The organism is Roseivirga ehrenbergii (assembly GCF_001593005.1).
GTDB lineage: Bacteria > Bacteroidota > Bacteroidia > Cytophagales > Cyclobacteriaceae > Roseivirga > Roseivirga ehrenbergii.
On sequence record NZ_LQZQ01000045.1, the window covers coordinates 858073 to 882290 of the forward strand.

Consider the following 24218-nt stretch of genomic DNA (forward strand, 5'->3'; position numbering starts at 1 on the left):
GGATTCTTCTTTCAACCTGACTTATTTGCATCAAAATAAGGAACATGGAAGTTAAAATAGGAATAATTACAGTATCAGATCGAGCCAGTAAAGGAACCTACGAAGATCTTTCTGGCCCTGCCATTATCGACACTCTTAACGAATACCTCCTTTCTACATGGGAACCCGTGTATCATGTGATTCCAGATGAACAACATTTAATAGAGAGTACAATTAAACAAATGGCAGATAAAGAACGCTGTTGTTTAATCGTTACCACAGGCGGAACAGGGCCTGCTCCTCGCGATGTAACCCCAGAGGCCACCGAGTCCGTCTGCCATAAAATGCTGCCAGGTTTTGGCGAACTAATGCGCCAAGAAAGTTTGAAATACGTACCTACCGCCATTTTATCACGACAAACAGCAGGAATTAGGGGAAAGTCACTCATAGTGAATTTACCAGGGAAACCTAAGTCGATAAGAGAATGCCTCGATGTCGTATTCCCTGCTATCCCCTACTGTATCGATTTGATTGGCGGGCCGTTTATTGAAACCAAGCCCGAAGTAATGCAGGTTTTCAGGCCAAAACAGTAGTTGGAAAGGAATAGTAAACGTGTTTTGAACTACCTAAGGCAATGCCGTGTTTAAGGGCTGCATTGTGCATTAATCATTTTTGAAATCACGTTTCAAAAGCCAGTCAATTAATTGTACTTTTGCACAACTTTTCTGCTTATGGGCAGTATAAACGATTCATTGTTTTAGGTAACCAATAAATGAAAAACAAAAACGGTAAAAGTTCAGAGGATTTGTTGAAGCAAATTGAAGAGATGGGTGACGATCACGTGATGTCCTCTATTGAAACACCGATGCGCGAAGGTGCTTTTGACTTATCAGACGAAGAGAAAATCGCTATTATTCAAGGCCACTTCGAAAAAATCATGCACACTTTAGGTTTAGACCTAACCGATGATAGTTTAAGTGGAACGCCAAAGCGAGTGGCCAAGCTTTATGTAAAGGAGCTTTTTAAAGGCTTAAAACCTGAGAATAAGCCATCGCTTTCTACTTTTCAGAACAAGTATGAATACAGTGAAATGCTCGTTGAAAAGAACATTACACTATACTCAAACTGTGAGCATCACTTCCTACCTATTGTGGGTAAAGCCCATGTGGCGTACATTCCAAACGGAAACGTAATAGGCCTTTCTAAAATCAATAGAATTGTAGATTATTACTCAAGAAGACCTCAAGTACAAGAGCGTTTGGCTTTGCAAATTCTCGATGAAATGAAACGTGCTTTAAATACTGAAGATGTAGCGGTATATATTGATGCTGAACACATGTGTGTAAGCTCCAGAGGTGTATCAGACCAATCTTCATCTACGGTTACGGTAGAATACAGCGGTAAATTCAAAGAAGAAGAAACCAAAAGAGAATTTTTAACTTACGTGAACGACAAGCTTAAATGAGCCTGATTGAACAATATCCAATTTCAGTATACAACTCTCTCACAAAACAAAAAGAGGCTTTCAAGCCACTAGTAGAAGGCCGAGTGGGCATGTATGTGTGTGGACCCACCGTGTATAGCGATGTCCATTTGGGTAATGTTCGCACCTTTCTTTCTTTCGATATTGTTTTTAGGTACCTCAAGTTTTTGGGCTACAAAGTGCGTTATGTGCGTAACATCACCGATGTGGGTCACCTTGTAGGCGATGCCGATGAAGGAGAAGATAAAATTGCTAAGAAAGCTCGTTTAGAAGAAATCGAACCTATGGAAGTGGTGCAGAAATACACCAATGGCTTCCATGATGTAATGCAAATTTTCAATATTCAAGCGCCTTCTATTGAACCTACGGCCACCGGCCATTTAATAGAGCAAATTGAATTTATTAAGAAGATCATTGAAAATGGGTTTGCCTATGAAAAAGATGGCTCAGTCTACTTCAATGTAAGAAAATACAACAAAGCACACGAATACGGAGAGCTTTCGGGCAGAAACGTAGACGATATGCTTTCGAATACTCGTGCTTTGGCTGGCCAAGACCAAAAAGCTGATCCATTGGATTTCGCTTTATGGAAAAAAGCCGAAGCAGGACACTTAATGCACTGGCCATCGCCTTGGAGCGAAGGTTTTCCAGGTTGGCATTTGGAATGCTCTGCCATGAGCACAAAATACTTGGGTCAGTCTTTCGATATTCACGGAGGAGGAATGGATTTAAAATTCCCTCACCACGAAGCTGAGATTGCCCAAAACAAAGGTTGTCACCATACTGGAGGCGCCAATTATTGGATTCATGCCAACATGCTTACCGTAAACGGTCGCAAAATGGCAAAAAGTGAAGGCAATGGTTTTACGCCAGAAGAACTGATTACAGGAAATCATAAGCTTTTGGAGCGTGGTTATAGCCCAATGACGGTGCGTTTCTTTATGCTTCAAAGTCATTATGCCAGCACGCTAGACTTCAGTAACGAAGCCTTGCAAGCAGCAGAAAAAGGCTTTAAGCGTTTAATGGCCAGCGTTCAATTGATCGATAAATTGCCAGCTGCTGGAACTGGAAAGGTTTCTAAAGAGAAATCTGAAGAGCTGAAAGGTTTTATCGACCAAGCCATGCAAAACTTGAGCGATGACTTCAATACAGCAAAAGCGATTGCTTCTTTGTTTGATGTAAGTTCTAAAGTTAACACCTACTACCAGAACCCTTCGGAACTGGCGGAAATTGATGCGGAAGCTTTTGACTTTGTGACAACTAAATTCAAGGCCATTATTAACGATGTGCTAGGCCTAGTTTCCGAAACCGAAAATGCAGCCCAAAATAATGTTTTAGAGGGTGCAATGGAGGTTTTGATCAACCTAAGAAAAGAAGCTAAGTTTTCTAAAAACTATGCGCTTTCAGATAAAATTAGGGATGATCTCAAAAATGTAGGCATTCAATTAAAAGACGAAAAAGGAGGCGAAACCTCTTTTACCATAGACTAATCATATGATTCTTTCAGGAAGGGAAATTCAAAGAGAAATGGGCAAAGGCATCAATATAGAGCCTTTTAATCCATCTCAGCTTAACCCAAATAGCTATAACCTAAAGTTACATCACGAGCTGCTTACGTATTCCAACAACGAGTTGGACATGAAGCAACCCAACCCAACTGAAAAACTGATTATTCCTGAAGAAGGATTGCTTTTAGAAACCAACAAGCTTTACTTGGGCCGTACTGTGGAGCACACTGAAACTTCTAAGTTTGTGCCTATGCTGGAAGGTCGTTCTTCTATTGGGCGCTTAGGTTTGTTTATACATGTTACTGCTGGATTTGGCGATGTGGGTTTCAATGGTTTTTGGACCTTAGAAATATTCTGTGTGCAGCCCATCAGAATTTACGCTGGGGTAGAAATTTGTCAGATTTTCTATCATACCATTGAAGGCGATTACGACATGTATAAAGAAGGCAAATACCAGAACAACCAAGGCATTCAGCCGAGTTTACTTTATAAGGATTTCGAAAGAAAAGCTTAATATTTTTTATTAATCTTGATTATCCCAATCCCTAATTTAAATAGCGAGGCATAAAAAAGTAAATATATAGGTTACATTAAGTCCGTTTCAGTCCTATGTTTAGACATCAGGGTAAAAGAAGAACGTTTAAGAACAACTTACGAATCGCTATCGTGCTTTCTTTTGTGGCTGGAATTGTAAACTTAGCTGGATTTTTGGCTATACATCAGCTTACCACCAACGTTACTGGACATTTCGCTTTGTTCATCAATGATATTTTAGAACTTGAATTCTCTAAAGGCTTAGCCTACTTTCTCTATATCCTTTCCTTTCTTATAGGGTCTTTCACCTCAAGCCTGCTTATTGAATGGACGATGCGGACTAAAAAACTCAATATTTTCATTTTACCCACATTACTTGAATCTGCCATTCTACTACTTGTTGTTATACTAACAGATTTAACTACCCTTCAATCGCCAAACACAATTGCCTGCATGCTACTTTTTGCTATGGGCGTGCAAAACTCATTCGTGACTAAAATATCGAATGCCATAGTAAGAACAACCCACCTCACAGGGCTTTTTACTGATTTAGGCATCGAACTGTCACAGCTATTTTTTCTTAAAAAAGAACCCAATAACAAAAGCATCATTTCAACTATTAAGTTGAGAATCTACATCATCACCTTTTTCTTTTTAGGGGGAATATTTGGAGGCTTTCTTTATATGAAAATCCAGTTGAATGTACTGATCATAGCGGCCTCAATTCTATTAGCTGGCCTGATTTACGATGATATGAGACATAGATTTTTACTGGCCAAACGCAAGTACCGCCACAAAAAGATGGCCTGATACATACATGCTTCTAATTCGCGTTAAGTGCACAACAAAATAGGTGCTCGGCAAAGGCTTGCTTGATGCTAGGCAGGCAAGCACCTTTACCGCAGTGGGCAATTGAGCGCCAGAGGGTAATCTAACAGCAAGATAAACCAAAAGCAAAATGACCCCAAGTTCCGTCTAACAAAACCACCTAAAGAGAAAATCTCAACAAAGTGTCAATCAATATTAGTGACCTGCGGATTTAAGGTGCAATTGCGAACTAATTAGTTTTTAAGATTCCTTTTTTTTTAAAAATGTTATCCTTAAAATTCCAAGGCTAATTTTCTGTTCCTATCGAGTTATTTTTGCTTTAGAAATCAAACATATTAATCGAAATGGAAGAAATGTCCGATAGGGAAATGCTAGAATTTGTTTATAGCTCACAGGTCGTACTGATGGGAATGATTCAAAGAATTGAAAATCACTTGAGCAAAGACGATGAAGAGGGGTATCGTAAATCCGATACTCGTTCTCATCTGGAGGTTCATGATTATCTTAAAATCAAAGTAGATCAGGTACAAACAGAGCTAAATATTAGGGCAATTCAAGAAGGGTGAGTAATTTGATATTTACTCATTTTCATTAGTCTTTGATTCCATGAAGGAAAATAATATCTCTTTAAGAGGGAAACTATTCTAGTTCTTTCTTTTTAAAGGGGTTCCTTACCTTTCTGGTAGAGTACTTCACTTTTCTGTCAAGCTGATTTTTCCTGTAGTTTTCACTGGTAGACATTAAGTTCTTTTTCCATATCATGTTGACGATATAGATAGGTGCCCCAATGAAAATTGGTAATGAGAGTCCAGAAAGAGAAAGTTCTGGCGTTAGGTAATAACTTAAATTGAAGAATTGACCAAACGTACTACCAACTATAGCAATAAACAGTATCAGTGAATTACTTATGGTTAGATAGTGAGTGAATTTTGCTTTAGGATTCGCTTGGAAATAATTAAACTTTCGTATGTTTTGAATGATAAGAACCCCAATAATTACCATCCAATAAATCCAAAATAACCAAATTCTTATCCCCCAAGGTTTATATTTTAATGCTTCAATATTTAGGAAAAGAATTATTACGGATAGACCAAGTAAGAAAATCGTTAAAAAAATTGTTCTTATCGTTTTCAAGAGAAAGAATGTATGTATAGTTATGGTTGATGATTCCGAAGTTAGTACTTTTTAGTAACTTATTCTTTTCTTGGCGAGTATGTATCTTTTCATGCACATGTTATACTAATTACACCTGAGTATTAAGATCAGTCCGCACTGCAACTTTAAATCCGCATATCTGCAAATAATTAATCCGTAAAAAACTGATATATAGCCTTTTACGGCCTTGGTATTTTCGCCAAATTAGGTGTGCTAACAAATCCCATCTCCTACCCGATTGTATCACAAAGGAACTACAAATCGGTTTCCAACCGATAGTTCCGTACTTAGTGAAAAACACCTTCAGGGGCACAGAACCAAAAAAGGCTCATCCGCAATTGCAAATGAGCCTTTTTAATGAATTTTCTTTCAGCTTATCTTAAACCACTTGGGTCAACCTCTGGCTTTTATTGTCACAAATTATTTATATTTTTGTGACAGAAAACCAAGCAGCATACTGATGCAAAGTGTCGAACAAAAAATAGAAAAACTAATCAAATCAAAACAAAGAGGCACTCTACTCTTTGCGGATGACTTTTTTGAATACGGTTCTTCAGATGCAATACGCCAAGCATTGGTAAGATTAGCGAATAAAGAAATAATCAGACGAGTCGCACAGGGAATTTATGTACGCCCTGTTGTTAGTAGTTATATCGGTGAAGTTATGCCAACTGCTGAACAGGTTGCTCTCGGAATTGCTAAGCGAGACAAAATAAAAATTGTTCCAACAGGGTCTCATGCTCTAAACAAATTAGGTCTTAGTACTCAAATACCTCTAAAGCTTGTGTATTTAACAGATGGTACTCCCCGAGAAATTCAAATAGGTAAAAGAACTATCAAACTAAAAAAAACAACCCCAAAAAACTTAATGGCAAAAGGCAAGATTAGCAGTTTAGCTATTCAAGCATTAAAAGCGGTTGGACAAAAAGAATTAACAGAAGGTTTTGAAAAAAAAATCATTCAGCTTCTAAAAAAGGAAGAACAAAAAGAGTTAGAACATGATATTCCTCTAGCCCCTGTATGGATTAGAAAAATTATGCAAAAGGCACTATGATCAAGTTTTTACAAATACCAGATAATGAAAAGAAAAAAATTTATCAAGATGTCTCTAACGAAATAGGGGTACCACCTCAAGCCGTTGAAAAAGACGTTTGGGTAACGCTCGCCCTCAAGATGATCTTCTCATCAGGTTTAGCTCCTCACTTTATTTTTAAAGGAGGAACATCATTGAACAAAGCTTTCGACTTGATAAACCGTTTCTCAGAAGATATAGACCTTGGGATTGATAGAAAATATCTTGGTTTTGAAGGCGATTTAAGCAAAGGGAAAATTCGGAAACTAAGACGAGCTTGTCACACTTTCGTTTCTGGTGAATTGATAGAATTATTAAAGGAACAACTAGACAAGCATGAAGTGGATAAAAGCTTGTACGAATTAGTTGTAGAAAACACAGAAATTTCAGACCAAGACCCAGAGACCATTTTGGTGAACTACAAATCACTTTATGAAACGAATGAAATTCTGTATCTACAACCAAAAGTAAAAATAGAAGTCAGTGCTAGATCATTAATAGAACCTTACCAAGACGTTGAAATCCAATCTTGGATAAACGAGCAATACCCAAGTGCCTTATTCTCAGATGGTGGATTTTCTGTAAGTGCCACCGATCCTCAAAAGACATTTTTGGAAAAACTGATGTTACTACATGAAGAGTTTCAAAAACCAACGGAAAAAATCAGACACTTTAGAATGTCTAGACATTTTTATGATATTGGACAAATTCTAAAAACAGAGCATGGAAAATTGGCATTGGAAAATCACGAACTTTTCGAAAGCATCCTTGCCCATAGAAAAGTATTAACGCCAATGAAAACAACCAACTACGACACGCTTACTTTAGAATCCATTAACATTGTTCCTCCAAAAGAACACTTGGCTAACTTTAAAGCAGATTATAAAGAAATGATGGCTACCATGATTCAAGGGGAATCTGAAGAATTTGAGGCGTTATTGAATAAGATATTAAAGAAATTGAACGGTTAATCAAATGACTAAAGAGGAGCGATGAATGCCGATGCATTCCGTGATTATATGCGTTCATTTTTGTTTCTCAGATACTTATCTCATAACTACGAGGAATCAGCGAAAAAAGAATTGGGTAGAGACTATCCTAAAAGTCCTTCAAAAGATGATAGGCCTGACTTTGTAGTTCCTCCACCATTAGAAATATGGTTTCAAAAAAAACGAAGGTGATATCGTTGAATTCGAGAAGCAAATGCGAAAAAAGTGCATTACGTAATCAACCAACTCCTACTCGATTGTATCGAGTAGGAACTACAAATCGGTTTCCAACCGATAGCTCCGTACTTAGTGAAAAACACCTTCAGGGCATAGAACCAAAAAAGGCTCATCCGCAATTGCGAATGAGCCCTTTTAATAAGTTTACACTCTGTTTACCTTAAACCACTTGGGTCAACTCTTGTTGGCGTTTGTGCGCCAGAGATCATTCCTTCTGCAGCTTTAGCAATGGCTTTGATGGTGTTGGTCATATGTGCCATATCCAAAGTACTTACTTCATCAGTAGCTTTGTGATAGTCCTGATCAATATCGATTTGCGTAGTACTGATTGAGTGTGCAGGAACGCCTAATCTAGCCAATGTAGCATTGTCAGATCTGTAGAATAAGTTCTGAGTTGGGTAAGGATCTGGGTAGAAAGTATATTCCGTTCCTTCCACCGCATCTTGTAATAATTTACCAAAGCTAGACTTCTCAAACCCCGTAATCCAAGCGGTGTTTGGTCCTTCTTTCGCTCCTTTTCCAATCATTTCAATATTGAACATGGCTACAATTTCATCTGGATTCAATTGCTCAGAGAAATGTCTTGAACCGTATCCGCCACTTTCTTCAGCTGTAAAGGCTACAAAAACAATGGTTCTTTCTGGCTTCTTGCCCGATGCGGCAAAGTATTTCGCCAATTCAATTACTGCTGTAGTTCCAGAAGCATCGTCATTAGCACCGTTGAAAAGGTTATCGCCTTCCATACCTTCACGAACACCTAAGTGATCATAATGTGCTCCAAAAAGAACGATTTCGTTGGCCCTGTTCCCTGTAATTTTTCCTGTTACGTTAGAAAGACTTTGTGCGGTTACCGCATTTTGCACTTCAATATCAACAGCTGTCACTGCTGTTAAATCAGATATTACCATTACCGTAGCATTGTCTGGGTCTAAAGCAACCACTCTGCTTCCACGTGATGAAAAGCCTTTGTAACGATTGAATAAATCTTTGTGTGCAGGATTTACCAATACCAAATTCTTGCCTGTTCCTCTTCTAATTTCATTGTAAGCGCTCTGAAAATTATCATCAGCACCGATAGTTCTTACATTCAGGTCGGCAACATTTGTCCAATCAAAGCCTTCTGAATTCGACATGGCCATCATATCTGCTGCGTCAACAGCTTTTCCATTCAATGTAGCCGCCATGCTTTCAGGAGCAATCGAGTAAATATTAAACTGCTGATTGTAGCTGTCCATTCCTTCCAAGTACTCTAAACCTGCCTTTTTAAATTCTTCCTGAATAAATTGAGAGGCTTTTTCAATTCCTGGGGTAAAAATCATTCGACCTTCCATTTCATCGGAAGCCAAGGTGGTAACAACTCTTGTCACTTCATCCTGAGTGATCTCATAAGGCGTTTGGCAACTCGTAAAGCTTAGCGAGGAAACGATAAAAAATGTGATAAGCGATAAAATGGGCTTTTTCATGGTGTAATAATCAATTTGTTTACGGGGTGAATTTAGGATAATTTTCATCAATCCTTGCTACCGCTGATGTCATTCAAAGCTTTTGCTTCAAAGGGTTTTAAGCTAAATAAAAGCAGCTTAATTTTGTTCACTCAACTCATCTAAAACTAATCAAGCTTTGTCATTCGATCCGCATTCCGTTCAGCTTCCAGTTACCGAAATTATTGAGGATGTGCGCCAGCACCTGAGCAAAGGAAATACGCTGATCGTAAATGCACCTCCGGGAGCTGGAAAAAGCACGCTTCTTCCCCTCGCCTTGCTGAATGAGCCGTGGCTAGAAGGAAAGAAGATATTGATGCTGGAACCTCGAAGATTGGCGGCTAGAACCATTGCAGAACGCCTCTCCTATTTTTTAGAAGAGCCTGTCGGAAAAACAGTCGGTTTTCGAATTCGGTTTGAAAACAGAACTTCTGAACACACTAAAATAGAAGTACTTACGGAAGGAATTCTCACCCGAATGATCCAAAGTGATAATGCTTTGGAGAATGTGGGCTTGGTTATTTTTGATGAATTTCACGAACGCAGCATCCATGCAGATGTAGCCTTGGCACTCTGCCGCGAAGCCCAACAAGTTTTGCGTAGCGATTTGAGGATTATGGTCATGTCGGCCACGCTGAATATGCCGCAATTAACTTCGCTATTGAAAGCTCCTGCCATAGTCAGTAAAGGCAAGCAATATCCAGTTGAAGTGCGTTACGAAAACGATATTGATGAATTTTCAATGGCCGAGCTTTGTGCCAGAACAGTAATTAAAGCCGCAAAAGCCCATGAAGGTGACATTCTGGTTTTCTTGCCCGGCCAGCGGGAAATCCATACCGCCAACGAAATTTTAAGGAGAGAACTACGTGGATTTTCTATTCACATGCTCTACGGTTCGCTGCCCCAAAGGCAACAAGCCGCAGCCATTTTACCAGATAGAAATGGAAATCGAAAAGTAGTTTTAGCCACTTCCATTGCCGAAACCAGTTTGACCATTGAAGGTATTAAAGTAGTGGTCGATAGCGGTTTTGGACGCACCTCTAAATTCGACCCTAACTCTGGCTTGTCTCGACTAGAAACGGTTCGTATTTCAAGAGATTCAGCCGACCAACGGGCAGGAAGAGCTGGCCGATTAAGTTCAGGCGTTTGTTATCGCATGTGGTCTACGGTAACCCAACAACGATTAACCGAGCACATTACCCCCGAAATTCTTGAAGCGGACTTGGCCTCTTTGGTACTTGACATGTCGCAATGGGGCATAACGGATGTGCAGCAAATGACTTGGCTTACGCCTCCTCCGAAAGGCCCTTTAGCGCAAGCCACCGATTTGTTGCATCAATTAGAAGCATTAGAAAACGGCAGAATCACAGCGCATGGCAAGAAGATGCTCCGTTTGCCTTGTCATCCACGAATTGCGCACATGCTGCTGATGGCTGAAGAAGATGATCAATTGGAATTAGCCACTGACATTGCCGCTTTATTAGAGGAAAGAGATCCGCTGGGTCGAGAGGCAGGCATTGACATCAACACCCGAATTGAGGCGCTGAGAATCCACAGGCGAGAACAACGAGACAATCGTAAAATGGGGAGGATTGAGAAAATTGCGGAGCAGTATCGTAGTCTTTTCAATATTGAACCCGACAATAGCAGTGTTGATCCATTTGAAACGGGCGTACTCATTACCCGTGCTTACCCCGAAAGAATCGCCTTTGCGCGCCCTGGCAACAATGCCCAATTCCAACTTTCCAACGGCCGCTATGCCATGGCAGGCCACCGAGAAGACTTGGCAAATGAACCTTGGTTGGCCATTTGCCATATTGACGCCCGTGAAGGTATGGGCAAAATTTTTATGGCTTCACCTTTGAACCCACGCGATTTATCGCCTTTGGTAAAAGAAACGGAAGTTATTACTTGGGATACCAGTGAAGGTGGCCTAATTGCCACCAAAGATTTACGCATTGGCAGCATAGTATTGCAAAGCAAACCTCTGCCATCACCAGATGAAAGTCATAAAGTAGCTGCCATTTCCGAAGCATTAAAAAAGGAAGGTGAACAACTTTTAGATTTTAACGAAGATGTTCAGCAATGGCAAAATAGAATTCTTAGTTTGAGGAAGTGGAATCCGCAAGAACAATGGCCAGAAGTAAGTGCATCTAGCCTCTTGCAAACCAATGCAGAATGGTTGAGTCCTTACTTGGCCAATGTAAAAAGGCCAGAGGATTTAAAGAAAATCAACTTAAAAGAAGTGTTGCAACACAGCCTCACTTTTGAACAACAACAAAAATTAGATAAGCAGGCTCCAACGCATTTGACCGTACCGAGTGGTTCTAAAATTAAGCTGATGTACCGCGACAATGCTGAGCCGCCTGTATTGGCCGTTCGCATTCAGGAAGTATTTGGTTTGGCGGAAACACCAAAGGTGAATGAAGGCAAGCAGTCTATTTTACTGCACCTGCTGTCCCCCGGCTTTAAGCCTGTTCAAATCACTTCGGATCTAAAAAGCTTTTGGTCAGATGCTTATTTTGAAGTGAAGAAAGAACTGAAAAGACGTTACCCTAAACACGTTTGGCCCGATGACCCTTGGAACGAACCTGCGATTAAGGGAGTAAAAAGGAAAAAATAAACGTCCAATGTTTATTCACTCCTCTCCTACTATCCATTTAATCTGTATTAGTGATTTTTTCACCCGACAACTCAGCCAATGGCTTTAAAGGCTCTATTTCCTTAATAACAATACGCGCCATGGCTGCTAAAGGCAAGAACAAGATCATTCCGGCTAAACCCCAAATGTAATTTCCAATAACCAAAGCCATAAGCGAAGCCAATGGGTTTAACTTCATGCTTCCTCCAACAATTTTAGGAGTCAGGAAATTACCCTCTAAGCTCTGAATGAGGACTATACAACCTATAAGACCTAAAGCGATATAGTGATTATCGTAAGTAATATAGGCGTAAATTACTGGTAACGAAGCGCCAAGTGTAGTACCTATATAAGGAATGATAGCCAGCGTAGCTGCCACAAAAGCAAACACGAGTGAATATTTGAGCCCAAAGGCATAGAAAGCAATTGTATATAGAGTAGTTAGAATCACAATCAGTAACCCAAGACCCGACATATATTGCTGTCCTGTTTTGGTCAGCCTTAAAAGCAATTCGGTATGTTCCTTGGCATTGGCCTTACTCCCCAAATGAGTGATTATATCTGCTATACCTTTTCGGTACAGTAAAATAAGAAATGTAAATACAAGAGCTAAAATACCATTACTCACTACCCAACCGGTAGCCTTAAAAGTTCCTCCGATTAACGGCATGCCCAAATTACCCAGCATATTCTTCATACTTTCAGAAACTTCCTCCTTATCCACCGACATCATTCCATCTGGCACTTTGTCGTTGAAGAACTCAGCAATTTTACCAGATGCATTATCAATATTAACATCAGAATCCATTGACTTAGCCACACCTACGATTTGTGAAACCATAAAGTAGCCAGCAAAAAAAATAATGATACTACCTGTAACCAAAGGGGTGAAAATAGACCAAAAGGAGTTGAACCCTTTTGATTCTAACCATTGTACAGGTTTTAAGTAAAAAGACACACCAATAAAGGCAAAAGCCAATGGGATAAACAAGAAGCCACCTTGCTTTAAAATAAGTACACCAAGTACAATGATTATAAGGGCATATGCTGTTTTTGAGAGAGAGAGTTTCATGAATAACGTATTTCTAAAATCTTGCCATGATCAAAAGCTGTAGAAAATACTCTAAAACCCACTTCTGATAAAGCAACATAGCGTAATTTCTCCACACATGGGTATTTTTATCAACCTAAAACAAAGATATCTAATCTATCGGCTAAAAATACAGTAGCCTTTATTTCAAGCAGATAGCGCTTTTGGTTGCTCTATGCCCATATAATGCTCAGTCCGATTTCTTGCTAATATTCATTTAATAAAGAAATCACAATTATTAATTGGGAATCCTTACCTTTGCGCCTTCAATTTTAAGCTGTCATGCAAAGCATAAGAAACATCGCGATTATCGCACACGTTGACCACGGTAAGACAACCTTGGTAGATAAAATCATCCACGCTTCTCAGATTTTCAGAGAGAATCAAGAAACAGGTGACTTAATACTGGATAACAACGACTTAGAGCGTGAAAGAGGAATCACCATTCTTTCTAAAAACGTATCTGTTGTTTATAAAGGCGTTAAGATTAACATTATTGACACTCCTGGTCACGCAGATTTTGGTGGTGAGGTAGAACGTGTTTTAAGAATGGCCGATGGTGTTCTTTTGCTTGTTGATGCTTTTGAAGGTGCAATGCCTCAAACTCGATTCGTATTGGGTAAAGCGCTTGAGCTTGGCCTTACACCAATCGTTGTGGTTAACAAAGTCGATAAAGAAAACTGTAGACCTGACGAAGTTCATGAGCAAGTTTTTGACTTAATGTTCAACCTTGACGCTACAGAAGAGCAATTAGATTTCCATACCATTTATGGTTCTTCTAAGCAGGGATGGATGAGTACAGATTGGCAAAAGCCAACAGAAGACATCTTCCCTCTTCTAGATAAAATATTGGAAGTAATTCCTGAAGCACCTTCACCAGAAGGTATTCCTCAGTTCCAAGTAACTTCTCTCGACTACTCTTCTTTTGTAGGTAGAATTGCTATTGGTAGAGTTTACCAAGGCAAACTGGAAGAAGGAAAAGCGATGGGCTTAACCAAAGCTGACGGTACGGTTAAAAGAGTTAGAATTAAAGAATTACAGGTGTTTGAAGGCTTGGGTAGAGCTAAAGTAACCGAAGTAAAAGCCGGTGACCTTTGCGCTATTGTAGGCCTAGAAGGTTTTGAAATTGGTGATACACTTACCGATTTTGATAATCCACAGCCATTAAAAAGGTTAAAGATTGATGAGCCAACAATGAACATGTTGTTTACCATCAACAACTCTCCTGGCTTTGGTAGCGAAGGTAAATTTGTTACTTCAAGACACTTAAGAGAAAGGCTTTATAAGGAAATTGAAAAGAATCTTGCACTAAAAATTCAAGACACTGATTCTGAGGATAAATTCTTGGTTTTTGGCCGTGGTATCCTTCACCTTTCTGTATTGATCGAAACCATGCGTAGAGAAGGTTACGAGCTTATGGTAGGTCAGCCGCAAGTGATTTACAAAGAAATTGATGGTAAGAAATGCGAACCAATCGAAACATTGGTAGTAGATGTGCCAGATAACGTTGCAGGTAAAGTAATTGAATTGGCTACCCAAAGAAAAGGTGAGCTTAAGATTATGGAGCCAAAAGGCGACCAACAACATTTAGAGTTCGAAATTCCTTCAAGAGGATTAATTGGTTTAAGAAACAACGTGCTTACCGCCACTGCTGGTGAAGCCGTAATGAACCACAGATTTAAAGAGTATCAACCAATGAAAGGTGAAATAAAAGGTCGTGCAAATGGCTCTCTAATTTCAATGGAAAACGGACCTGGTACAGCCTACTCTATTGATAAACTACAAGACAGAGGTGTATTCTTCGTTGCTCCTGGAGAAGAACTTTACACAGGTCAGGTAATTGGCGAACATAGCCGTGAAAATGACTTGGTAGTGAACATTCAAAAAGGAAAAAAACTGACCAACATGCGTGCGTCAGGCTCTGACGACAACTCTAAAATTGTTCCTCCGCGCAGATTCTCTTTAGAAGAAGCCATGGAATACATCCAAAAGGATGAATACTTAGAAATCACTCCTCAATCGATAAGAATGAGAAAAATATGGTTAGACGAGAGCACTCGTTTAAGAATGGCAAAAAAGGACTAATTCCTTTTTAACCACTAAAATTCAAAACTCCTGAAATCAATTTCAGGAGTTTTTTTTGTTTATACCTTTAGCACTCAAATAAGCATAAGGAAACCCTCCAAAAGTTAAGCTTAAACAAACATCTAAATCGAGATGAATTCGCATAACTTTATAATAACAACTTTTGGAGGGTTCTTTCATCTTGAAATGATTCATAAAGAAATAGCATGAAAAAGATACTAGTACTTACTGGAGGTGGCGACTGCCCTGGCCTAAATGCCGTAATCAGAGCTATTGTTAAAAGGGCCGATCATGAAGGCGATGTAGAAGTATATGGTAGTATCGAAGCTTATAATGGTGTACTTCGTGCTCCACAAGAAATCATTAAGCTCACTAATAAAACCGTAGCAGGTATTCATGTAAAGGGCGGTACCATTCTAGGTACTACTACTAAATCAGACCCTTTTAACTTCACCATTGCTAAAGAAAATGGAGAAGTTGAAACCATAGATCGTTCAGACGAAATGGTGCACATGATAAAGGAAATGGGTTTTGATTGTGTAATTAGCATTGGAGGCGATGGTTCTCAGCGTATCAGTAAAGCCTTGTTCGATAAAGGGATGCCTGTTGTGGGTGTTCCGAAAACCATAGACAACGACCTTTCTGCTACCGATTACACTTTCGGATTTCAAACTGCGGTGCAAGAAGCAACAGACTCAGTAGACAAACTGGTTTCAACTGCTGAAAGTCATCACCGAGTAATTATTCTTGAAGTGATGGGACGTTCTGCAGGTTGGATTGCACTGCATTCTGCCATAGCTGGTGGAGCTGAAATCTGCCTAATTCCAGAAATTCCTTATGATATTCAAGCCGTAAAAGAAAGAATTGAATCGCGATACAATAACGGTAGAGGATTTGTAAACATCGTAATAGCAGAAGGGGCAAAACCAAAAGACGGAAGCGTTACGGCTAGAAAAAGCGATGAGGCAGGCTATCAAAACTTACGTTTGGGAGGTGTAGCTTATCAGCTTACCCAACAGCTGAAAGATGTAGGCTGTCAGGCAGATATCCGCGAAATGGTGCTTGGCCATTTACAAAGGGGCGGCAGTCCAAATGCCTTCGATAGAGTTTTAGCAACCCAATATGGGGTGAAAGCCATGGAAATGGCTTTAGCAGGTGACTTCGGAAAAATGGTCACCTTCAAAAACAATGAGATCAGTTTAGTATCATTAGAAGCCGCTACCGAAGCCTATAATAATGTAGATCCACTCTCCTATTTGGTGCATGCTGCCAAAGGAATTGGGATTTCATTTGGTGACTAATTTATTCCACCGCTATACCCGAACTACAAATTTGAACACGCTAATCAATTCATAAATTGGTGAGAGGTAGAACTCTTTTCAAGCAATGTCCTTATCTTCTCATCAAAATCGACCTAATGAAAAAACTAGCCTTACTCTTCTTACTCTGTGTTTCAATTTATTCATGCAATGAAAACACAGCACTTAAAACCAACCTAAAACCTGAAAGTGTTGGTGTTTCTACTGATAAATTATCAGAAATAGATGGTCTCATCATGAAAGCCATTGATGAAAAAAGACTTCCTGGAGGAACCTTCCTATTAGCAAAAAATGGTCAAGTAGTTTATAATAAAAGCTTTGGTTACAGAACTTCTAAAAAAGAAAACGCTTACCAAAACGATGATATTTACCGAATTGCTTCCATGACCAAAGCCATAACTTCAGTTGGTATTATGCAGCTGTATGAACAAGGGAAAATTGACTTGGATGATCCCGTTTATAAATATATCCCTTCATTTAAAGATCAAGTAGTACTCGACACTTTCGAGCCTTCCGACTCAAGTTTTACAACAGTACCTGTAGAAAAACCCGTGACCATCCGCAACCTCCTAACCCACACTTCGGGTATTGTTTACGGAAGCTTTAACCCTGGAAAGTTGATGGCGGTTTACGAGAAATATAATATGAACGTAGGTTTCTCTCACCCTACTTGGAGCACAGAAGAGTGGATTGACAAACTGGCCAAAGTACCATTAGCACATCAGCCAGGTGCAAAATTTTCTTATGGCCTTAGCATGGATGTTTTGGGCAGGGTAATTGAAGTGGTTTCAAATCAGCCTTTAGACGAATACTTCAAGCAACACATTTTCGATAAGGTTGGAATGACAGACACCTATTTCTATTTGCCCAAAGAAAAATTCGATCGTTTAGTGCCCGTTTACACCAAAGCGCAAGGCCAACTCATTACTTTAGATGAAATGGGAATTGCTGCTCAAGCCAGTTATCCAATGGAAGGCCCCAGAAATATTTTCGCAGGAGGCGGTGGCCTTACTTCTACCGCTATGGATTACGCCAAATTCATTAATACGTTGGTATTGGGCGGTGGCGATATTTTAGGCGCAGAAGTCCTGAAAGAAATGTCGAGTGACCAAATGCCGAATGTAATTACAGACTACAAAGAGAATAACACAGGCCAATCCTTCGGGTTGGGCTTCACTGTCTACTTAGATAGCGAAAACAAAAGAAGCCCTAAATCGGCTGGCACTTACGAATGGAGTGGATACTTCAATACCAAGTTCTTTATTGACCCTAAAGAAGAAATGGTGTTCGTAGGTATGACTCAGGTTGTGCCTTTTAATGACAATGCCTTTTGGAATGATATGTACAAACTAATTTATGAAGCCATAGAAGAGTAAAAGAACTTCTGCTTAATCATCTGAATTCAAAATCAAAGTGAAGTACAACATTGAGGGAACTATTCATAGCCTCAAATTCTTTGTCATCTAAATCATAAGAATGAAAAACGTATTGGTCTTATTTGCTCATCCTAAATTCGAACATTCAAAAACGAATAAGGCTCTTGTGGATAAAATACAGAATCGTGAGGGTGTCACCTTTCATGATCTTTATGAGCGATACCCAGATTTCAATATTGATTTACCTAAGGAGAAAGAGCTTCTGAATACGCACGATGTGATTATATGGCACCACCCATTTTACTGGTACAATTGTCCTCCACTTATGAAGCAATGGATAGATGTTGTATTAGAGTTTAATTGGGCTTACGGTCCAAAAGGAAACGCACTTCAAGATAAGAAATGCTTAAATGTAATTACCACGGGTGGTACTCGAGAAGTATATTGTTCGAGCGGAAACAACCATTATTCTGTGAATGAGTTTTTAAGACCTTTTGAACAAACGGCACGCCTGTGTGGCATGGAATACCTACCTCCATTTACAGTGATGGGCACACATAATCTATCGAAAGAAGATCTAGAAACTCATGTAAATCAATACGATCGACTCATTAGTGCATTGCAAGAAGACAAAACATTTAAAATCACCAAGGAATGTGAGTTTTTAAACGATACACTTTTACTCAAAAACAAACAAGAATGAACGGTAGTATTCTCTTCAATGCAATTGTTCTTTTAGCGGGTGCAGTCATTTGTGTGCCTATTGCTAAAAGACTCGGGTTAAGTTCTGTACTTGGCTATCTGTTAGCAGGCATCCTAATTGGGCCGTACGTTTTGGGCTTTATTGGCAACGAAGGTGAAGACATCATGCATTTTGCAGAATTTGGCGTTGTAATGATGCTCTTTTTGATTGGCCTAGAAATAGAACCTAAAAATTTTTGGCAGATGCGCAAAACCATTGTAGGCATGGGAGGTGCTCAAGTTATATTGACGATGCTTCTCTCCTACTTTATCTTGATTTTGCTCGGTGTAAACTGGCAAGTGGCACTTACCATCTCCATGGCCATAGCTTTGTCTTCTACAGCCATAGCGCTTCAAACGCTAAAGGAAAAGGGCTTAATGGACACTACTTATGGTGCTTCTTCTTTTTCTATCTTACTTTTTCAAGATATTATTGTCATCGTTATGTTGGCGGTTATTCCTCTACTCGCCAAAACTGACGAAATTCCTCCTGCTGCAACGTCAGTTACAACTGAAGCTCACGGATCATTATTCGATAGTTTACCAATTGGATTACAAGCACTTGCTGTTTTCTCTTCAGTTATTCTAGTGGTAATTCTGGGGCGTTATGTAATAGTGCCAATGCTCAGATTAGTTGCTAAAGCAAGAGTAAGAGAGTTACTTACTGCATCTTCACTACTGATCGTAGTAAGTATTTCTTTCCTAATGGAATTAGTTGGTCTTAGCCCAGCATTAGGCGCCTTCTTAGCGGGAGTAGTCTTGGCTACCAGTGAGTTCAAACATGAATTGGAAAGCACCCTAGAGCCCTTTAAAGGATTATTACTAGGCTTATTTTTTATGGCAGTTGGTGCGTCTATTAACTTTGTGGTGTTAAGCGCTTACCCACTTACTATTACAGGCCTGCTTCTTGGTACTATTCTCTTAAAAGCTATTGTCCTGTTTATTGTCGGCTCTATTTTTAATCTCAAACTTGATCAAAAACTATTACTCACCGTTGGCTTGGCACAAGTTGGGGAATTCGCTTTTGTGCTGCTCTCCTTTGCCTTCGACTTAAATATTTTGAATACTGAACAGCTTGATATGATGCTGGTAGTTACCGCCTTAAGCATGACCATAGCCCCTATTTTAGGTATTATAAACGAGCGATTAATTTTACCTAAGGTAGGAACTAAGGAAACCGAAAAAAGACCTATTGATCATATTGCCAAGACCCATAAAGTGATTCTGGTTGGTTTTGGCCATTTCGGAAGTACTGTTGGCCGTTTTCTAAGGGCTTCAGGAGTTGAAGCTACTATCCTAGATCATGACTCAAACCGGGTAGATTTATTGAGAAAAATGGGGTTTGAGGTTTATTATGGCGATGCCACTCGAATAGACCTGCTTGAATCGGCTGGAATTACAGAAGCTAAAATTTTAATTTGCTCAATTGATAACCCCGATGTTGCTATTCCTTTTGCTAAAACGTTAATTAAGAAATACCCGCATTTAAAACTGATGTTTAGAGCGAAGAATCGTTACGATGCTTATGAACTTCTGGAACTTGGAATTCAAAATGTATATCGCGAATCGCTTGATACTTCCGTGAAAATGGCTGCTGATGTATTGACTAATATGGGGCATAGGAAATATACGGTACATCGTCAATCTCAAAAATTCATTCAGTACGATGAGGAAATGCTTAGAAAACTAACGGAAAAGCCTAAGGACACAAAGGAATATATTTTCAAAGTGCGTGAAGAAATTAAAAAACAAGAAGAACAACTAGAAGAAGATTTAAAGCGCGGTATTATTGATGATAGCCGCCAGTGGAATAGCGAAGAAATGAAATTGGCCGCCAAGAAAAATGAGAATGCTTGAGGCCCTCTCCTTTAATATGACTACAATATGATTCACTAAGCCATTTCCAGAACTTAGGTAATCGTCTCAAAATTCATCACGCCAATCAATTCTCACTCAGTAATTTGCATCGTAATAGAGTGTTTTTTTTTGATAAAAAGACTACTTCACCATCTGAATTAAGCGATTTATGGCGTGAATATTGCTCAAATGCCATTGAACGTTCATTATTGAATTATTCTATTTATTCATCTAAAATTAATTAAAATGAGGAGATCATTACTTTTACTTTTATCGCTTTTTATGTCCTATTGTTTAATGGCGCAAGAGCCTGTTAAACAACAAGAAGCAGGACTCACATTCTACAACATAGATGGTTTCGGGTTAACCTACAGAACAGGAACAGAGCGATCACTTTGGAGGTTTAACACTTTAATCATATCTGGAAACAACAGTGACAATAGCACGGGCACTACCATAAGTAAAGACATAAACACAGGCTTTAATTTTAAAGTGGGAAAAGAATACAGAAAAGAATTAGCTGATAAATTAGAGTTGCGGTATGGCGGAGATATTTCTTTCTCTTACAGACAAGTGAAAACTCAGTATGAGAATAAGTTAGTACCTAACGATTTTAGGTCAAGTAACAGAACAATTTATGAACCAGGTGTCAATATAGTGGTTGGTTTTAATTATATGCTGAAAGAAAACCTCATTCTTGGTGCTGAAATCTTACCTAGCTTTAATTATTTCTCTGTAACGTTAACTGAAAAAGACTCTAATACCAACAACGGAATTGAAATGAAGGCAGATACTTCAGGCTACAATTATGGTTTATCAAATGGATCAGCTCTGCTTTCGATAGCATTTAGGTTCTAAGTCGTAATACAAGAAAGGCTGCAACGCCCACAAAAAAATCCCGACTCTTGCGAATCGGGATTTTTGTTTTATCTGAAACTGGTATTGATTACGCTAAGTTATCCAATACATTCATTACTTCTTTTACGTGACCTTCTGAAACTTTCAATAGCTCCATCTCTTCAGCGTTCAAATCAAGCTCAATTACTTTTTCGATACCGTTTTTACCCAAAATTACTGGTACACCTAAATAGCAATCTTTAATTCCGTATTCACCTTCTAGCTTAACGCAAACTGGGAATACTCTTCTTTGATCTCTTGCAATCGCCTCAACCATTTGAGCAGCTGCCGAACCTGGCGCATACCAAGCTGAAGTACCCATAAGTTTTACCAATTCGCCACCACCAGTTTTAGTTCTTTCGATGATTGCGTCTAGCTCTTCCTTACCGATCAACTCTGTTACAGGAATACCACCAACAGTAGTGTAACGCGGAAGTGGCACCATAGTGTCACCATGCCCACCCATCAATACTGCTTGAATGTCTTTTGGAGATACGTTTAAGGCCTCAGCTAAAAACGCTCTGTATCTTGCGGTATCTAAAATACCAGCCATACCCATTACTCTAGTTCTTGGAAATTTAGAGGTAATGTGTGCTTGGTAAGTCATTACGTCCAAAGGATTTGAAACGATAATGATAATTGCGTTTGGAGAATGTTTTACAACATTTTCAGTTACACTTTTAACAATACCAGCGTTGGTTTGAATTAAATCATCTCTGGTCATACCCGGTTTTCTTGGTAAACCCGAAGTGATAACTACAACATCAGAATCTGCTGTTTTAGCATAATCGTTGGTAGAACCAACTGTTCTTGTGTCGTAAAGATTGATAGGAGCTTTCTGCCAAATATCTAGTGCTTTTCCTTCTGCAACACCTTCTTTAATGTCTAAAAGCACTACTTCGTTGGCAATTTCTCTATAGGCCAAAACGTCTGCGCAGGTTGCGCCTACATTTCCGGCACCGACTACTGTAACTTTCATAGGGTATACTGGATTTGATTTAAATTAATTAGATGAACAAAGATAACAAGCGAAACGTCTAAATGAAACTTAGAGGCTACGGTTTCTTTCCGAATTGTGATGATCGGAATAGGCCTGTTTTAATTCGAAAAATCCGAAGGACTCTTTGTAGGCCTTAAACAAGCTTTCTGTATAATGATTGTAGCGTTCCATCAAGCACTCTAAGATTGAAGCTTTAATTTCTGGATAGGATTCAAAAATATCCATAATGTTACCTTGAGGCAGAACAAAAATTTCAGCTTCCTCGCTCAACACAATAGCACTGTAAAGTCTATGATTATCTAAAACGAAGGCATTATCGCCAAAACACTCCTTTTTCCCAGCTTGGTCTAACTCTTCAAAAGAACCATTGCGCTCTAAACTCAAAGAAACCACACCATGGTTTACAATATATACTGCCTGACTCGGGTCTTTAGCGAAGAAAACCGCCTCATTCTTTCTGTATTTTCTGGTGTACAAATAAGGCACAAAAACAAAAAGCTGATCATCCGTAAGTTTTCTAAAAGGCCCTACTCCTTTCAAAAAGTTGATTTGTTCCTTTTCGGACTGGCTGTATGTTTTCTTAAATGGATTATACATTATCTAATATGGGCTAATGCTTAAAACTTCTTTTGTGTGTTCGGTAATTTTATATCGGTCGTCAATTCTGTAACCAATCACCCAAACAATATTTCCTTCAGAAGTTAATACTCTTATCTGGTCTTTTAAGTTTAGAGGAATTTTCTGGTCAATCATAAAGTCGCTTAGCTTTTTTTTGCCTTTCATACCCAAAGGAAAAAAGTGATCGCCCACTTTCCAAGCCCTCACCTCTAAAGGAAAAGTCAGTTTATTAAAGTCTAGAAAAGCTTTTGCTGAATTTCTATCTACCTCAATATTACCGTTCAATCGTTCCACTTTATAAGTTTGACCTGAAAGGCTGAACTGCCCCTGCCCTTCTTCAATTAAGAATGGCTCCAATTTATTGGGTTGATGAAGCGTAATAAAAACATACGCTCTATCCACAGTAAACTGATGCGAATTGGTGGTGAAAATCTTTCCAGAAATTCCTTCTAAAGCCAATAAAAGCTCTTTGCTTTGCTCATAATTTAATCCAAAAGGTTTTAGCAGCTCAGAAAGCTGAAAAGCGCCAATCCCACTCTGTATAATTTGGTCTTTGGAAAATCGGTAACCACCCTCTACTTTTTCGATATAAGATTTTAAGGCATTAATCTTCTCTTGAAAAACCTTCTCAACTTCTAGGTTCTTTTCGAGCGTATTTTCAAAAGTAGAATAGAAACCTTTGTTGAGTTGAGTGAACAAAGGAATTACCTGATGACGCAAGTAATTACGTTTGTAATTATCCGAAGCATTCGAACTATCTTCTCGCCATTGAATATTTTCTTGCTTCGCGAAGTTTTCGATTTCGTCTCTTTCAAAGCCTAAAAGTGGACGAACTATATTTCCTGATTTTGGTAGCATTCCCCTCAAACCAGAAATAGATGTGCCTCTGGCTAGGTTGAGCAATACAGTTTCTAAATTATCTTGGGCGTGATGTGCCACCGCCAATTTATCCAAATTCTGTTCCTTCAAAAGTTCATTGAACCACGCATACCGTAAATCACGAGCTGCCATTTGGGTAGAAATCCCATGCGCTGAAGCATACGACTTTGTGTCAAAGTGTTTTTCAAAATAGGGTATTTTAAGCCTAGAACAGGTATCTTTCACAAATTGAGCGTCTACATCCGACTCTACTCCCCTCAAATTAAAATTGCAATGCGCAACCGAAATATTAACCCCAGCCTGATGACAGAGGTTTAAAAGCACCATGGAATCCATGCCACCACTCACCGCCAACAGCCACTTTTCCCCTTCCAAATTGAGGGCATGCTTTTTGATAAAACTCAAAAACCTATTCAACATGAATCAAAATTAGCATAAATCGATAATTT

The 24218-nt window shown here is 39.1% G+C and carries 21 protein-coding genes; 16 read left to right on the forward strand and 5 right to left on the reverse strand.

Annotated features, from left to right (window positions below):
* Positions 1-44 precede the first annotated feature (44 nt).
* The 9 genes from mog to MB14_RS19105 all read left to right on the forward strand — a co-directional run bounded on the left by mog (position 45) and on the right by MB14_RS19105 (position 7740).
* Complete coding sequence (gene mog, locus MB14_RS13945; RefSeq protein ID WP_062592576.1) at positions 45-572, forward strand: molybdopterin adenylyltransferase; 528 nt, start codon at positions 45-47, stop codon at positions 570-572.
* A gap of 179 nt (positions 573-751) precedes the next feature.
* Positions 752-1444 (forward strand): GTP cyclohydrolase I FolE, encoded by a 693-nt coding sequence (gene folE / locus MB14_RS13950; RefSeq protein ID WP_062302568.1) that lies wholly within the window; start codon positions 752-754, stop codon positions 1442-1444.
* Entirely contained in the window at positions 1441-2952 is a 1512-nt protein-coding gene (gene cysS / locus MB14_RS13955; RefSeq protein WP_062592578.1) for a cysteine--tRNA ligase, read from the forward strand. The genes folE and cysS overlap by 4 nt, the downstream gene beginning before the upstream one ends.
* 4 nt (positions 2953-2956) lie before the next feature.
* On the forward strand, positions 2957-3484 hold the full coding sequence (gene dcd / locus MB14_RS13960) for a dCTP deaminase (protein ID WP_062592580.1): 528 nt from the start codon (positions 2957-2959) through the stop codon (positions 3482-3484).
* A 95-nt stretch (positions 3485-3579) separates the two neighbouring features.
* A complete protein-coding gene (locus MB14_RS13965) occupies positions 3580-4314 on the forward strand; it encodes a YoaK family protein (protein WP_062592582.1) in 735 nt (244 codons plus the stop codon).
* Positions 4315-4676: 362 nt separating this feature from the next.
* Complete coding sequence (locus MB14_RS13970) at positions 4677-4898, forward strand: hypothetical protein (RefSeq protein WP_062592584.1); 222 nt, start codon at positions 4677-4679, stop codon at positions 4896-4898.
* 1049 nt (positions 4899-5947) lie between these two features.
* Positions 5948-6541, forward strand: coding sequence for a DUF6088 family protein (locus MB14_RS13980; RefSeq protein ID WP_084376080.1), 594 nt, complete (start codon positions 5948-5950; stop codon positions 6539-6541).
* On the forward strand, positions 6538-7530 hold the full coding sequence (locus MB14_RS13985) for a nucleotidyl transferase AbiEii/AbiGii toxin family protein (protein ID WP_062592587.1): 993 nt from the start codon (positions 6538-6540) through the stop codon (positions 7528-7530). Before MB14_RS13980 ends, MB14_RS13985 begins: the two co-directional genes overlap by 4 nt.
* A gap of 48 nt (positions 7531-7578) precedes the next feature.
* A complete protein-coding gene (locus tag MB14_RS19105; protein WP_246032593.1) occupies positions 7579-7740 on the forward strand; it encodes a hypothetical protein in 162 nt (53 codons plus the stop codon).
* A 200-nt stretch (positions 7741-7940) separates the two neighbouring features.
* Here the strand turns inward: MB14_RS19105 and MB14_RS13995 are convergent, their stop codons facing one another.
* On the reverse strand, positions 7941-9248 hold the full coding sequence (locus tag MB14_RS13995) for a M28 family metallopeptidase (RefSeq protein WP_062592783.1): 1308 nt from the start codon (positions 9246-9248) through the stop codon (positions 7941-7943).
* Positions 9249-9405: 157 nt separating this feature from the next.
* Between MB14_RS13995 and hrpB the strand changes: the two genes are divergently transcribed.
* On the forward strand, positions 9406-11889 hold the full coding sequence (gene hrpB, locus MB14_RS14000) for an ATP-dependent helicase HrpB (protein ID WP_062592590.1): 2484 nt from the start codon (positions 9406-9408) through the stop codon (positions 11887-11889).
* A 37-nt stretch (positions 11890-11926) separates the two neighbouring features.
* Here the strand turns inward: hrpB and MB14_RS14005 are convergent, their stop codons facing one another.
* Positions 11927-12979 carry an AI-2E family transporter gene (locus tag MB14_RS14005; protein ID WP_062592592.1) on the reverse strand — a complete coding sequence of 351 codons (1053 nt, stop codon included), beginning with the start codon at positions 12977-12979 and terminating at the stop codon, positions 11927-11929.
* 300 nt (positions 12980-13279) lie between these two features.
* On the opposite strand from MB14_RS14005, the gene typA reads away from it, so the two are divergent.
* The 6 genes from typA (at position 13280) to MB14_RS14035 (ending at position 21233) form a co-directional block, all read left to right on the forward strand.
* Positions 13280-15082: a translational GTPase TypA gene (gene typA / locus MB14_RS14010; protein ID WP_062592594.1), complete on the forward strand. Its 1803-nt coding sequence runs from the start codon at positions 13280-13282 to the stop codon at positions 15080-15082.
* 206 nt (positions 15083-15288) lie between these two features.
* Entirely contained in the window at positions 15289-16383 is a 1095-nt protein-coding gene (locus MB14_RS14015; protein ID WP_062592596.1) for a 6-phosphofructokinase, read from the forward strand.
* Between the two features lie 116 nt (positions 16384-16499).
* Positions 16500-17777: a serine hydrolase domain-containing protein gene (locus MB14_RS14020; RefSeq protein ID WP_062592785.1), complete on the forward strand. Its 1278-nt coding sequence runs from the start codon at positions 16500-16502 to the stop codon at positions 17775-17777.
* Positions 17778-17877: 100 nt separating this feature from the next.
* On the forward strand, positions 17878-18480 hold the full coding sequence (gene kefF / locus MB14_RS14025) for a glutathione-regulated potassium-efflux system oxidoreductase KefF (protein ID WP_062592598.1): 603 nt from the start codon (positions 17878-17880) through the stop codon (positions 18478-18480).
* Entirely contained in the window at positions 18477-20375 is a 1899-nt protein-coding gene (locus MB14_RS14030) for a monovalent cation:proton antiporter-2 (CPA2) family protein (protein WP_062592601.1), read from the forward strand. Before kefF ends, MB14_RS14030 begins: the two co-directional genes overlap by 4 nt.
* Positions 20376-20621: 246 nt before the next feature.
* Positions 20622-21233, forward strand: a complete 612-nt coding sequence (locus tag MB14_RS14035; protein ID WP_132643976.1) for a BT1926 family outer membrane beta-barrel protein — start codon at positions 20622-20624, stop codon at positions 21231-21233.
* An 88-nt stretch (positions 21234-21321) separates the two neighbouring features.
* On the opposite strand, the gene mdh is transcribed toward MB14_RS14035, so the two are convergent.
* From mdh to tilS, 3 genes are all read right to left on the reverse strand, one after another.
* Positions 21322-22251, reverse strand: a complete 930-nt coding sequence (gene mdh / locus MB14_RS14040; RefSeq protein WP_053222033.1) for a malate dehydrogenase — start codon at positions 22249-22251, stop codon at positions 21322-21324.
* Positions 22252-22320: 69 nt separating this feature from the next.
* Positions 22321-22869 carry a Crp/Fnr family transcriptional regulator gene (locus tag MB14_RS14045; RefSeq protein WP_062592605.1) on the reverse strand — a complete coding sequence of 183 codons (549 nt, stop codon included), beginning with the start codon at positions 22867-22869 and terminating at the stop codon, positions 22321-22323.
* 3 nt (positions 22870-22872) lie between these two features.
* A complete protein-coding gene (gene tilS / locus MB14_RS14050; RefSeq protein WP_062592607.1) occupies positions 22873-24189 on the reverse strand; it encodes a tRNA lysidine(34) synthetase TilS in 1317 nt (438 codons plus the stop codon).
* Between the last annotated feature and the right edge of the window lie 29 nt (positions 24190-24218).